General features: G+C 58.7%; 10 protein-coding genes and 1 pseudogene. 9 read left to right on the plus strand and 2 right to left on the minus strand.

What is annotated here, in order from left to right:
* Positions 1 to 304: 304 nt before the first annotated feature.
* From P0D68_RS22425 to P0D68_RS22455, 7 genes and pseudogenes are all read left to right on the plus strand, one after another.
* Positions 305 to 880 (plus strand): hypothetical protein, encoded by a 576-nt coding sequence (locus tag P0D68_RS22425; protein WP_091804001.1) that lies wholly within the window; start codon positions 305 to 307, stop codon positions 878 to 880.
* 1246 nt (positions 881 to 2126) lie between these two features.
* Positions 2127 to 3812, plus strand: coding sequence for a phospholipase C (locus P0D68_RS22430; protein WP_091803992.1), 1686 nt, complete (start codon positions 2127 to 2129; stop codon positions 3810 to 3812).
* Positions 3813 to 3928: 116 nt separating this feature from the next.
* Positions 3929 to 5362, plus strand: a complete 1434-nt coding sequence (locus P0D68_RS22435) for a cytochrome-c peroxidase (RefSeq protein WP_408468756.1) — start codon at positions 3929 to 3931, stop codon at positions 5360 to 5362.
* Between the two features lie 395 nt (positions 5363 to 5757).
* Positions 5758 to 6021, plus strand: a complete 264-nt coding sequence (locus tag P0D68_RS22440) for a hypothetical protein (protein ID WP_408302398.1) — start codon at positions 5758 to 5760, stop codon at positions 6019 to 6021.
* Between the two features lie 579 nt (positions 6022 to 6600).
* Entirely contained in the window at positions 6601 to 7770 is a 1170-nt protein-coding gene (locus P0D68_RS22445; RefSeq protein WP_408302396.1) for a GGDEF domain-containing protein, read from the plus strand.
* Positions 7771 to 7814: 44 nt separating this feature from the next.
* Positions 7815 to 8018 carry a hypothetical protein gene (locus tag P0D68_RS22450; RefSeq protein ID WP_408302415.1) on the plus strand — a complete coding sequence of 68 codons (204 nt, stop codon included), beginning with the start codon at positions 7815 to 7817 and terminating at the stop codon, positions 8016 to 8018.
* A 147-nt stretch (positions 8019 to 8165) separates the two neighbouring features.
* Positions 8166 to 8354, plus strand: a pseudogene (locus P0D68_RS22455) (IS5/IS1182 family transposase); the annotation flags it as partial.
* Between the two features lie 117 nt (positions 8355 to 8471).
* Here P0D68_RS22455 and P0D68_RS22460 read toward each other — a convergent pair.
* Entirely contained in the window at positions 8472 to 9344 is an 873-nt protein-coding gene (locus tag P0D68_RS22460; protein WP_408302394.1) for a helix-turn-helix domain-containing protein, read from the minus strand.
* A 180-nt stretch (positions 9345 to 9524) separates the two neighbouring features.
* Between P0D68_RS22460 and pobA the strand changes: the two genes are divergently transcribed.
* A complete protein-coding gene (gene pobA, locus P0D68_RS22465) occupies positions 9525 to 10709 on the plus strand; it encodes a 4-hydroxybenzoate 3-monooxygenase (protein WP_408302392.1) in 1185 nt (394 codons plus the stop codon).
* A 309-nt stretch (positions 10710 to 11018) separates the two neighbouring features.
* Here pobA and P0D68_RS22470 read toward each other — a convergent pair whose 3' ends face one another.
* Complete coding sequence (locus P0D68_RS22470) at positions 11019 to 12014, minus strand: AraC family transcriptional regulator (protein ID WP_218157146.1); 996 nt, start codon at positions 12012 to 12014, stop codon at positions 11019 to 11021.
* 152 nt (positions 12015 to 12166) lie between these two features.
* Here P0D68_RS22470 and P0D68_RS22475 point away from each other — a divergent pair, with 152 nt between their 5' ends.
* Entirely contained in the window at positions 12167 to 13855 is a 1689-nt protein-coding gene (locus P0D68_RS22475; protein ID WP_408302411.1) for an acyl-CoA synthetase, read from the plus strand.
* The last annotated feature ends 16 nt before the right edge of the window (positions 13856 to 13871 follow it).

The raw sequence follows: 13871 nt of genomic DNA on the forward strand, positions 1-13871 counted from the left end.
CGATCTGATCGCCGCGTTTCAACGTGCGCGTCATTTGTCTTTTCGACACGATCCGTCTCGCTTCATTTTCAGTTTATTTCGCTTGTACGATATAGATGTCGTACGGATGCCCACCGCATGATGCGTGAAAGCACGCCATGCCTGTCGCATCTGCGCAAATCATACTCATCACACAACGTCGCAATGAAGCGCCTCAAGGCTGCTCAAGCTCGCGCCCGTCAGGGCGCCACTCGACCGAATCACGGGATTCGGTCGCCTGATCGACACAACGCTATTCCCGTCAATCGCAACACAAGGAGCAGAGATGGCGTTATTGGTCATGCAGGTCGCGGTAAGCGGGGAGCTGGTCGAAGTTTTCGAAATGACGGTTGATGATGTCGACGGCCACCGGATGCTCGCCGCCGCCAATGAGGACGAACGGGTGATTCATCCCTCGGGACAGGCACTCGAAGACGGTGAGGTCTGGATTGATCTGATCGACGGAGATGGCGAAACGCTGTTCGACCAGGTGGCATGTTTTCACCGGGCGGATGCCTCGGACGCTTTGCAGATTCATTTCGGCATGCATGTCGATGTCGTGAGAGATTGCCTTTCAAAGTCGAACATCGCATCGCTCCATGCAAGGCACCGTCTGGCAGCCCAAGCCTACTTTCGCAAGGTTGACCGTCTTGTCGATTGCTCGCTGGTAGGTTCCCGGCAGAGCAATCGTCGCCGTGTCGGCGACGCCAGTGTCATGGATCTCGTGATAGAGCTTCGCAGGAGGCTGGATGGTGTTGTCACCCAACTTGCGCTGAGCGAGTTGCCAACGCCTGTGCAGGCCGCGGCACAGCAACTGAAAGACGCGACGAAGAGCTACGTGGGTGCGGTGCAGAGCCTGTGAAGCAGCAGACTGAGCCGTATTGTGGAATGTGAAGGATCAGTATGCAGAGAACGGTGAACTATCGCGGGTTTGAGATCGACGTTGACCTGGTGCCGACTTCCGAAGATATGTTTGACGCGTGGTTTCGCATACAGGGACCGACGCCCGCCCGCGGAGTAGCGGCGCTAGGCGTGCGTATCAAGGTTCGCGGTGGACCGTTTTCGCGCCGTTGGGCTTACTTCGTCGCGGAGATCGCTGGTCAGGCGTCAATCGACGTCATCCTTGGTCCCGACGACTAGTTGGCACCGCAAAAAATTGCGAAGAGCGGACTTACCCGGCGACCTTCGCCGCTTGTCGCATGACGTTCCGGCGCCCAAATGTCTTCCTGTGGAAGGATTGCGTGCCGCCACTCCGTTTAACAACTATGGCTCGCCGACTCGATTAGCGTGTTACCTCGGCGGAAATGCCGCGGGAATCAATGCGAAGCACATTGCCCTCAGGCGCTATTTGCCGCGGAATCTCCGCAATGTCTGGTTCGTCTGCTCGCACAGTCTTTTGCATATTGTTTTGCTTCGCCACGAGCCCAGGTGCAGATGTAGGCATCCGCCGCGTGTGCACTTTCACTGCACGGGAAACGGCATGACGATGAACTGCGACCTTGTGTGCAGCACTGACCCTGTGTGGGGCTGTCGCACGTGCCTCTGGCGGATTCCAAACCTCGGTATAGACTCCGGCCGCAAACGCGGCGGCGCGAGCATCATCGTTAACTGCCAATCCAATTCTCTTCACAAGTTCTCCCTGATGCCTTTCGTTGCAGCCACTCTTTGCAACCAACACCCTGTCCGACGCATCCACCATCGCAGCCGCCGCAATATCGCCTGTCCGGTATGTCATCGGTGACGCGCCAGGCATTTTCGGTCACTGGGCTTGCCGCGCCATCAGCGCGGCCGTTTTCTTTGGCATAAAACCCGGGTTGCCAGCTTTACTGCGCCTGCTTCGTCGTCAACGGTCTTGTCTGCGAAAGCTGAGCGCAATTCCGCGATGAACCTGACCACCCGAGCGTCGTTCTCCGCCGTGCGCAAGGAACCATTCAATACTCTTTCGCTGCTGCCAAGGCGTAAGGGTTGGGTAAATAAAACGCCATTTCCCGGTAACGACTGGATGTTTCAATAAGCGTGGTTTTTGACGTTCCCCGCGCGCCCGCTTATTTCGCGATGAAACAGCGGACGAAAAATAAATAGCAAAACGATATCCGGAGTTAACTCGAATGTTTACCCGAGCTTTCCTGTTTGGTGTATCAGGCATCGCAATGGCGGTCTCACTGTACGCATGCGGTGGCAGCGGCTCGAATGGGCTGACGCCCGTGAGCGCACAAAATCAGTTGACGACGGCAACACCCATCAAGCACGTCGTTGTGATTTACAACGAAAACGTCTCTTTCGACCACTACTTCGCAACCTACCCGAATGCGACTAATCCGTCGGGTGAACCCGCGTTCACGGCTGCCGCAGGCACGCCGTCGGTGAATGGTCTGAGCGGCACACTGCTGACCAATAACCCCAACTTCATCAATACACTGAACGGCACGGGCGCTGCGAATCCGTTCCGGCTGGACCGGACGCAGGCGGCAACGGCCGACCAGAACCACGCTTATACGGCGGAACAGCAAGCGTATAACAATGGCGCGGCGGACCTGTTCCCGAAGTTCACGGGTAAGGGTTCGAGTGGTGGCGCAGGCGCCTTCGGTACAACTGGACAGGTAATGGGTTACTACGATGGCAACACCGTTACTGCCATGTGGAACTATGCTCAGCACTTTGCGATGAGCGACAACGCTTACACGGATACGTTCGGACCGTCGACGCCGGGTGCACTGGAAGTTATCGCCGGCCAGACCAACGGCGTGCAACTGGTCAAGACAAGCCAGCAGCCATTCAATCTCACGACGGCTTCGCATTCTTACTACGTCAACGACGGTCAAGGGGGCATTACCCTCATCAATGACGTCGACCCGGCAAACGACCTGTGCTCCAGCACGACCGACCAGATTCTGATGTCTGGCAAGAACATCGGCGACCTGCTTAACGCCAGGAGCATCACGTGGGGCGGCTTCATGGGCGGCTTCAACCTGTCGACGACCAACAGCAACGGTACGACCGGCTGCAAACGCAGTACAGTGACCCCGGCGGTCGGTCAAGCGACTGCCGATTACATCCCGCACCACAACTGGTTCCAGTACTACGCGTCGACGTCAAACCCGCAGCATTTGCGTCCTAGCGCGACAGCAGCCATCGGCTATACGCTCCAGTCCGACGGCAAGACAGTTGACCCGGCAAACCACCAGTACGACTCTGACGATTTCTTCGCCGCGGTGAAGGCCGGGAACTATCCGTCGGTCAGCTTCATCAAGGCCCCGGCATTCCAGGATGGCCATGCTGGCTACTCGGACCCGCTCGACGAACAGGCCTTCACGGCAAAGGTAGTCAACTTCCTGCAGCAGCAGCCTGACTGGAAGAGCACGGCGGTTATCGTAGCGTGGGACGATTCGGATGGCTGGTACGACCATGCCTATGCGAATCCCACGAGCCCGTCGTTCGACGCTCAGGCGGACCAGTTGAACGGCGCCGGCAAGTGCGGTACGGGAACGGCTCCGAACGGCGTGAATGGTGCGGCGGTCAATGGACGCTGCGGCCCGGGCACGCGTATTCCGTTCCTCGTGATTTCGCCGTGGGCAAAGGTGAACTACGTTGACCACACGCCGATTAGCCAGGCATCCGTGGTTCGCTTCATCGAAGACAACTGGCTGGGCAGCCAACGCATCGGCGGCGGTTCGTTCGATGCGACGGCCGGCAGCATCATGGGTCTGTTCAACTTCAGCGGCGCGGGTAACAACCCGACGGTGTTCGTCGACCCGAACCTGGGCTCGGTCGTCTCCTCCGTACCTGCCATCTGAACTCCGCCCTTCGCATCGGTGCCTGGCACCGATGCGAAACGGAAGAGTACTTCGGTGTTGCCAGCCCTTTGGGTTGGCAACATTTTTCATTTTCAGATTTCCTCGTCGTTGCTCATATGCCCGCCTCCTCAGTTCCTTCTACGGAAACAAGTCCTCAGAGACAGCCGCAGTTCCGCATTCGACGCACGCTTAAACGGGTTGTCGCAGCGGCGGCTGTCGCCGCAGTCGGTTTTTGCGGCTGGGCGCTGCTGTATCCGTCACGCGTGCCTGCAGCAGTCGGCTTGGTTGTGGAAAACCTCACTGGCGCGAACCCGAATCCCATCGAGCTTCAGCGTCCTGTTGCGCCACCTCAATTGAGTGCAGCGGCGCAACTTGGGAAGAAGATATTCTTCGACCCGACACTTTCCGCGTCGGGCCGCCAGTCATGCGCCTCCTGCCATAGCCCGGAGCATGCATACGGGCCCGCCAATAACCTGGCTGTCCAGTTAGGTGGTGCCTCATTGTCGCAGGAAGGCTACCGGCCGCCACAGTCGCTCATGTACCTCTACCGGCAGCCGAATTTCAGCATCGGCCCCGACGCCGGAGACGCGGACAACGCTCCCGACCTGGCGAAGATTGCGAGTCAGGCTGCAGGCGTCGCGCGGGCGCAAAAGAACGCGGGTGTTGCTCCGGCGGCGCCAGCGATGGTTCCGCAGGGCGGGATGTTCTGGGACGGCCGCGCGGATACGCTCCAGGCGCAGGCATCAGGCCCACTGCTTAATCCGGTCGAGATGGCGAACGCGAACATCGCCGATGTCATGGCGAAGCTCGAGCGGACGCCGTACAAGGACGACTTCACCCAGCTTTTCGGCGCGCATGTGTTTGAGAACACGACGCTTGCGATGTCCGAGGCGATGTTTGCAGTAGCGCGTTATCAGGTTGAAGAGCAGTCGTTTCATCCGTACACCAGCAAGTACGACTATTGGCTGGAAGGGAAGGCTCGGCTGAGTCAGGCGGAACTGCATGGACTGCGTCTGTTCAACGACCCGGACAAGGCGAACTGTGCGGGTTGCCACCTCTCGAAACCGGGCGCTGACGGCCTGCCGCCAATGTTTACCGACTACCAGTATGAAGCGCTCGGTGTGCCCCGCAACGTCCATCTTGCGGCCAACAAAGACCAGAGTTTCTTCGACATGGGCATCTGCGGTCCTTTCCGAACGGACCTGAAAGACCAGACGCAATATTGCGGGATGTTCCTCACGCCGACGCTACGGAACGTGTCGACGCGCAAGGTATTTTTCCACAATGGTGTGTATACCTCGCTTGAGGACGTCATGGCGTTCTACAACGAACGTAATACCGCTCCGCAGAAGTTTTATCCGCGCGGCGCGGATGGGAAGACTCGTCAGTACGATGACTTGCCGATGCGGTTTCATGCGAACATCGACGATAAGGACGCCCCCTTCGACCGGAAACCTGGCGACAAGCCGGCGATGACTGACAGCGATATTCACGACATCATCGCTTTTCTGAAGACGCTGAACGACGGATACCGGGTCGGTGCGCAGTAGGTGACATGACAACGCTGTGGAACATAAGGGCTGCGTCGATGCTGCCGCAGCCCCCAACTTTGAAAATTCCAAAGATTCACTTGTCACTTGCAGTGCATCATCAGGAGGAACGATATGTGGATGCTGCCTCGTACCTGGAGGAACTCAAATTACACGATGCTGACGGGCAAATGGCGCGATGCCCATTCTGTCGTCGCGAGATGATGATTGTGGAAGATGCAGGGGAGCAGGGACTTCAGTTTCTCCATCGACAGCATTTCTCGTTATCACCGTGCCCACTCACGACGAGCAATATTCAGCCCCCAGTACTCTTCGCATGAGGGATACGGAATATCGAAGTTGAGGGCAGGAATCGCGATACTTTCATTGCGAACTGGCGGACTTACTTCGCCGTCATGGCTGACCAGGTCAAGACGCTTTCCGTCGAGCGCTTCGTCAACCTCGTATCAATTGCCGACGTGCTGAATCTTGGGTCCTACAGCGACCTGGCTATGAGTGACATGCCGTTCATACTCCTCGTACTCGCGGAGGTAGAGCGCTCCGGTCTGGTGCTGCACACGCGCACGGGTTCGATTTCCAACTCCGATGCGATGCTATTCGAAACTCTGTTGGAGACGATTGAACGCTACCGGCGAAACCGCCAGGAGGCACCGTCCTGACAAGCTTGGGGTGGTTCTAACCCCGTGCGAATTGCGAACCGAGGGTCATGGCGAATTTCGCGAGCCGTTATCCCCGAGGGAGAGCCGATACGCGGCCGCCCGACACGCAATGCATAGCTGCACTTGGGCCCGCCCGGCCGGCATGGCTGACCGCTGGCGGTGATTTTTCGGATGTCGTCGCTGCTTCGCCGGTGCCTCAGGAAAACTTTCCCGACGTTGAGCGGCATTCCATACTATCGCCGCGACATACGTCGTGCCGAGCTTTGTGAAGGCAACTGCGCCGCTCTTTCCAATGTGACATTTCGTCGATTTTGAAGCTGCGATACGCTAAAGAGCGTTGACGGCTAGTGTGCTGCGGAAGATGCCCGTATCCATGAAGTTTCACCCCGTGGGAAGTCTGTTCGCCGATATGGAAATCCGCGGAGGATTCAAGAACGCCAGCCGCCTGCCGTAAACGCATGAGGGGGCCCTTGCTCTGCGACTCAAGGCGAAAAGCCCCGTGGAGCGCTTTTACATGGCCGCGCGCTTTGATGCCCTCTAATCCATATCGCTGTGAGTTTCGACTTCGCGCCAATAGGTATGTTCAGCCTCGTCAGCCTCCTGGTTGTTGCAATCATGTCCTGCTTGGTGAGCATGGCGGTGTTTGGTTCGCTGCTGCACGTGGGAATACAAGGGTTGCGTCGCTGGATTGGCGCAAACGCCGTCGTAGTCGTAGCGCTCGTCCTTCTCGCACTGCAGGCACCCGCGCCTGCACAGCTGGCCATAGTTGTCGCAAGTGCATTGCTCGGGGCCGCGGCGCTTTTGATGTTGCAAGGCTGTCGGCAGTTCTTTGGTCTTCGGCCTGCCCACTCGTTGGAGTACGTCGCGTACGGTGTGGTGCTGCTCGGTATTATCTATTGGGGATACCTGTCGCCAGACGTCAATGCCAGAATTGCTTTGCTATCGGCGTTTCTTGCGTATGCCCGTCTCGCCATTGGCTGGATTGTGTTCAGGTTGCGGCCGCCGGGCAGACCGAAATATTGCTATCAGTTTTTGGCGGGTGCGGCATTCCTCGGCGCGGCTGTCCACGCATCACGCAGTATCGCCTGTGTAGTGGGATGGGAGCATCAGACCGCCTTTCTGGCGCCGACGCCGATAAACATTGCATTCATCGGTCTTGCCATATTAGCGCTGCCGTGTCTTTCGATTGGCGTGGTCATGCTTGCTCACGACCGGATGGCTGAGGGTATGGAACGCCTGGCAAATGTCGACGGGCTCACGGGTGCGCTTGTGCGCCGTGCTTTCCTTGCCCGGGCGGAGTCATTGCTGGCTGAAGCCAGGAACTCGAACTTGCGGCTGTCTATTGCAATTCTGGACCTCGACAAATTCAAGGCAATCAATGACGAACACGGGCATGCCGGCGGCGACCAGGTACTTGCGCATTTCGCTTCCACCGTGTCAAGCGGCTTGCGCCGCGGGGACGTCTTCGGCCGCCTCGGCGGAGAGGAATTCGCAATCCTGTCTCAGTCCACCGGGCAGGTCGACACCTTTCGCCTGATGGACCAGCTTCGCGTCCGTATTGCAGCATCACGTCTGGCTGTTGCGTCAGGCGAAGTCACCTACACCTTCAGTGCCGGCGTCGATGAGTACCAGGAAGGCGACACATTGGCGAACATGTTGGGAAAAGCGGATGCCGCGCTATACGCCGCAAAAGCCATGGGCCGGAATTGCGTTGTCGGTACGCGGTTGGCCGACAGTCAACGCGCTTGAGATGCAGGAGGCGGGAGCGCGAATGAGCGAGCTGACGGACCTGCATGAGATTCGCTGAATTTCTATTCATTCTTCCCCATTGCTTGCTCGCAGATTGCCTGCTGTACGACCAGCAGATCGCAGCGCTAGAGCGCAATGCATTCGCGAACCAGCGACGGCTCGATCTGTCGGACCTGCGCTATCGCAACGGCGGGGACAGCTATCCGGCGCTCGCGGTCAACGATCACGCGTGCCATATCGCGGCATAGAGCCCCGGCTTTGGCGCGGCCCCATAAAGATGTGCGGCTTCATCAGCGTCTTTGCTTGCTGGAGGTTGCTGAAGTATCGCTGAAACACGTCGTCGCGCAGAGCTATCGAGGCTTGATAGATGGCCTATCACTTGCCCGATCGAGAATATGCGCGGCGGCGATACGTTGACCGAGAGTCTGTTTTTACTGCGCAAGCTGGACGACTTCGTCCCGAAGCCGCATCCACTACGTTCGATCCGCGTGATGGCGAATGAAGCGCTCGCGAAGATGGATCGACTGTTCGACCAGATGTACGAAGCGGACATAGAAGGTGGACGGCCGAGGATCATGCCACAGGGGGCGAACGTAGAAATTACGTCGGGTGCAGACAAGGGGCACGACGCTTTCGGAGGCGCTTGGACAACGTTGGTTCATTTCCTGCCGTGCAGCAGCCGGATGCTGGCAACGGTGAAATCATCTTCGCTTGCGAAAAGCGTTTGGCGTCACGCCAGTGAATCGCTTGAAGAACCGGGTGAAATACGCGGGCTCCGTAAAGCCCAAAAAATCGGATACCTGATTGATATTGAGTGCGGTGTAGGTGAGACTGCGCTTGGCCTCTAGCAGCAATCGTTGATGGACGAGGGCGAGCGCGCTTTTGCCGGCTATTCGCTGACATACCATATTCAGATGCACCGGCGTCACGCCCAGGCGTTCGGCGTAGCGGCTGATTGGAAAATGTTCGCGGTAATGTTTTTCGATCAGGCCGGAGAATGCCCTCACATAGGCTTGGCCACGATCCTGAGGTTCGCCCCTTTCCTCGCCTTGTTGATCCTGACGACTGACCCATACGACGAGCGCGCTCACGAGAGACCGGAGCATCAGGTCCCTTGAGGGCGCGGGAAGGCTGTATTCCTGATTCAACCGGTCGCATAGCGTGTTCATGTAAGGCAGGTCGTTGCCGACCGAATAACAGCCGGGGCGCTCAAGCACGCGGCGCGGCGCATCGATCTGCTGCTGAAGCCAGTTCATCAGCGGCGCGGCGATAGTAACCACGTATCCGTCGACTTCCGGAGAGAAATGGAAGCCATGCACGCACATCGGCGGGACGACCTGGACCGATGGCGTGTCTATCGTTGTCCTCTCGCCCTCAATGTCGAGCTGTGCCACACCTTTCTGAACGTACAGGATTTGGGCGAGGTCCGCGTGCCGGTGCTGCCGGATTTCCCAGTCGTGCAAACTGCTTCGCTCGGGTATCGACTCGCAGTGCAGCAAATCGAGCGTGCTCCAGTCAGGCCCTTCGCCGTATAAATTGAAGACGGGGATGTCGTGCTGCGCCGGATGCTTCATGAATTCATCCCCGAGGTATCGGCCCGCATAGGACTTTCTAAAAGTCCAATTTTAATCGAAAAAATTGCCTTATCAGCGCTGCGTATTTCTAGAAAAATGCAATTCAACCGTAGCGCCAGTTATTGGGGCTCAAAGAGTAAATTAGAAGTCACGGTGTAGAGGAAACAGGAGACATAGGTTATGCAGACCAAAGTAGCGATTATCGGCGCCGGGCCGTCCGGCCTGCTTTTGGGACAGTTGTTGCACAAGGCGGGCATCGACAACGTCATTCTTGAGCGTCAAAGCGGCGAATACGTGCTCGGCCGAATCCGTGCGGGTGTGCTCGAGCAGGGCATGGTCGACCTGATGCGCGAAGCGGGCGTGAGCGAGCGTATGGACGCGGAAGGGTTGGTTCACGACGGCATCGAACTGGTGTTCGGTGGGCGACGTGACCGGATCGACCTGAAGCAGCTCACTGGCGGCTCGTCGGTGCTGGTGTATGGCCAGACCGAAGTGACGCGCGATTTGATGGCGGCGCGCGAGGCAAGCGGCGCGACCACGATCTACGAAGCGGCTAATGTTCAGTTGCACGACGTGAAAGGCGAAGCGCCTTACGTCACATTCGAAAAGGACGGTGAGACATGCCGTCTGGATTGCGATTACGTCGCGGGCTGCGATGGCTTTCATGGCGTTTCGCGCAAGACGATCCCTGCGGAAGTGCTCACGCATTACGAGCGCGTCTATCCGTTTGGCTGGCTCGGCATGCTGTCCGATACCCCGCCTGTCAATCACGAACTGATTTACGCGCATCACGAGCGCGGTTTTGTGCTGTGCAGCCAGCGTTCGACGACTCGCAGCCGTTACTACCTGCAAGTGCCGTTGACCGAGAAAGTCGAAGACTGGTCCGACGAACGTTTCTGGGAAGAGTTGAAAACGCGCCTGCCGCAGGACGTGGCGGAGAAGGTTGTCACCGGCCCGTCGCTTGAGAAGAGTATCGCGCCGCTGCGCAGCTATGTGGTTGAGCCGATGCAGTACGGCAAGCTGTTTCTCGTTGGCGACGCGGCGCATATCGTGCCGCCGACCGGCGCGAAGGGCTTGAATCTCGCCGCAAGCGACGTGAGCACGTTGTATCGGATTTTGAGTCGTGTCTACCGCGACGGCCGTACCGATCTACTGGAAAAGTATTCGCCGATCGCGCTGCGCCGCGTGTGGAAGGCGGAGCGTTTCTCGTGGTTCATGACCAACCTCCTGCACGAGTTTTCAGAGCGCGACGCCTTCGACAAGCGCATGCAGCGTACCGACTACGACTACTATACGACTTCCGACGCAGGGCTCAAGACGATCGCGGAAAACTACGTTGGTTTGCCATATGAACCCATTGAATGAAGCAGCAGCGATGTTCGCTTGATTCGCACTCGCCGGCCGTGAAGTTGTATCTCAGGGTCCGGCGCATGGCATGCCGAGATCCCGCATCCGTCTTTTCGGCAGGCGAATTTCTGCTGCACGTTTAGATTCTCGCCGCCGGCATCCACGCCCTGCGTGATGGACATCTTGCGTAGCAGTACACCTCGCGCGCCAACCTCGTAGGCGTCGTGACGAACGGCACGGCCGTGCTTAGCCTCGGCAACATCGGCCCGCTCGCGGCCAAGCCGATGCTGTGACGGCCTAGCGCCTACGGACCCTTGTCAGTCGAGGTCATGACGCACGACCGGCATCACGCCTGTACGCACCCGGACTTCTGGACGTCCACTTTTTAAAGGCGCGATGGAACGCGCTTGGCTCGGTAAAGCCCAGTTCGCTGGCTACTTCGCTGACGCTTCGCGTGCTATGCACCAGCCAGTCGATCGCGAGACTCCGGCGGATCTCATCTTTGATCGAGGTGTACGTTTGCCCCTGCTGCTGCAAGCGGTGACGCAACGTGGATTCCGGTAAGCGCACTTGCCGCGCCATTTCCTCGAAGTTTGGCCATGCGGCGGGCGATAGCTGCTGCAGACGCCCGCGAACGTCGGCGACAAGACCCGCGTCATAACGATACCGCACGAGGATGTTGGCCGGCGCACCGCGCAGAAACTGCTTCAACGCGCGCTCGTTCCGGATAGTCGGCAGTTTAAGAAAAGCCGTGTCGAAGGTGAGGCGACTCACTGGTTGATCGAACCGGACAGGTGCGCCGAAAAATACGCGATAGTCAGCGCTACGACCCGGTTCGGCACAACGGAAATCGACCAGACGTAACGGGATCCGGCGCCCAACCAGCCAACACGCTATGCCGTGCAGAATGATCCAGTAGGTTCGATAGGCGAAAGCCGAACGTGCCGCACCGCAATCGGTCAGAACAATTTGCGCAAGACCATCTGCCGTCACCAGCTTGCCGAACGGATCGTCCAGTACCACGCGAAGAAAGCGCAACGCACGCTGCAGCGCCTGCTGCAGCGTGCCGGCGTGCAGCACGCAATGACACAGCAGCGTGAAGCTGCCGACCCGCATTGGGCGCTCGCCCAATCCGAAAAACTCGTCGTCCATCGCCCGCGCAATGGCTAACCAGAGGGCACCGTAGTGTTCGGCTGACACGGGCTCCTGCACCGAAGGTGGCAGGCCAGCCGCGGCTAGCAACGGTTCGGTGGGCGTCCCGTAGCTACGTGCGCATTCCAGTGCCTCGTGGACAAACGACGCTGAGATGGTGCGCAGTTTCATGCCGTCCTTATTTCGTATTTGGGTCACATGGCAATATCGGCCGAAAAACTCGGCCTCTTTGGTCATAGATTGCCATATCTTGCCGCTGTATAGTGGATTTGAAGGCTAGGCGTGACGCCCAAAAATTCGAAAGATGGTATGAAGGAGACGGTATGAGTGATTGCAAAGACGGATGGAGCGAAAGCCTGACCGCCTACGCTGACGCACGAGAAGGCTTTCGGGTCGAAGACATGGCGGCTGCACTGGAAGGGAGTCTGGAGGACGGAATCAACGCCTGCATTGAATGCTGCGACCGGCACGTCGCGCCTGGGCGCATAGCGTTGGAATGGGAAAGCGAAGATGGCCGCCGCGCGACCTATACGTTTGAGCAACTGCGGGAACACTCAGCCCGGTTCGCCGGCTTCCTGACCTCTCGCGGCATAGGCGCCGGTGACGTGGTCGCGGGGTTGCTGCCTCGCACCCCTGAGTTGGTGATCACGATCCTGGGAACGTGGCGGGCCGGTGCTGTCTATCAACCGCTCTTCACCGCATTCGGGCCCAAGGCCATTGAACATCGATTGCGGATGAGTGGGGCCAGGCTGGTCGTTACCGATCCACACAACCGGCTAAAACTGGATGAAGTCGCCGACGCGCCTGCGGCCGCCGTCGTGACTCGTCTGGACGGCAACGAGACTGTGCGGTCGGGCGACGCCGATTTCCATGCGGAACTGGCGCGCCAGGGCAAAGATTTCGAACCGGTCATGCGGCGCGGCACGGACCTGTTCATGATGATGTCGACCTCGGGCACCACCGGCTTGCCCAAGTGCGTGCCGGTGCCACTGCGGGCGTTGCTCGCGTTCTATGTCTACATGCGCGATGCAGTCGACCTGCGGCCGGGCGACAAATTCTGGAACATTGCCGATCCGGGTTGGGCCTACGGTCTTTACTATGCGGTGACCGGACCATTGCTGCTGGGGCATGCCACCACGCTTTACGACGGTCCTTTTTCCGCTGAAAGCACCTATCGGATCATCAAGAATCACGAAATAACGAATCTTGCCGGCGCACCGACTGCCTACCGTCTGCTCATCGCGGCAGGCGAGGCGGCCGCAGCCGCCGTGAAAGGAACCCTGCGCGCAGTGAGCAGCGCGGGTGAGCCGCTGAACCCGGAAGTGATCCGCTGGTTCGACGAACATCTCGCAGCGCCGATATACGATCATTACGGCCAGACTGAACTGGGCATGGTGGTGAGCAACCATCACGGTCTGCACCATGCCGTCCATCCGGGGTCGACCGGCTTGCCTTTGCTCGGTCATCACGTTGTGGTGCTCGACGACGAAGGCCGCGAGCTTCCGCCCAACGTGCCGGGCACTCTTGCGTTGGATATCGCGCGCTCGCCGCTTATGTGGTTTACCGGCTACCTGAATCAGCCGACCCCCGCGATTGAAGGCGGGTACTACCGGACGGGCGATACAGTCGAACTGGAAGCTGATGGACATATCAGCTTCGTTGGACGCAACGACGACGTCATCACGTCGTCTGGCTACCGAATCGGTCCGTTCGATGTCGAGAGCGCGTTGATAGAGCACCCGGCGGTGGTGGAGACAGCGGTGATCGGCAAGCCGGACCCGGAACGCACGGAGATCGTCAAGGCCTTCGTGGTGCTGAGAGCCGACATCGAGCCGTCCGACTCCCTCGCGGACGAATTGTGCCAGCACGTCAAACGACGGCTGTCGGCGCATGCTTATCCGCGCGAGATTTCGTTTGTGGAGCAATTGCCCAAGACACCCAGCGGCAAGATCCAGCGCTTCATTCTCCGCAATAACGAGAGGGCTCAAGCCGCCGTAAAGACCGCGGAGTGAGTTGTTACGCCGTGCG

The organism is Paraburkholderia sp. RL17-380-BIE-A, assembly GCF_046028085.1.
In the GTDB taxonomy this organism is placed as follows: Bacteria; Pseudomonadota; Gammaproteobacteria; order Burkholderiales; family Burkholderiaceae; genus Paraburkholderia.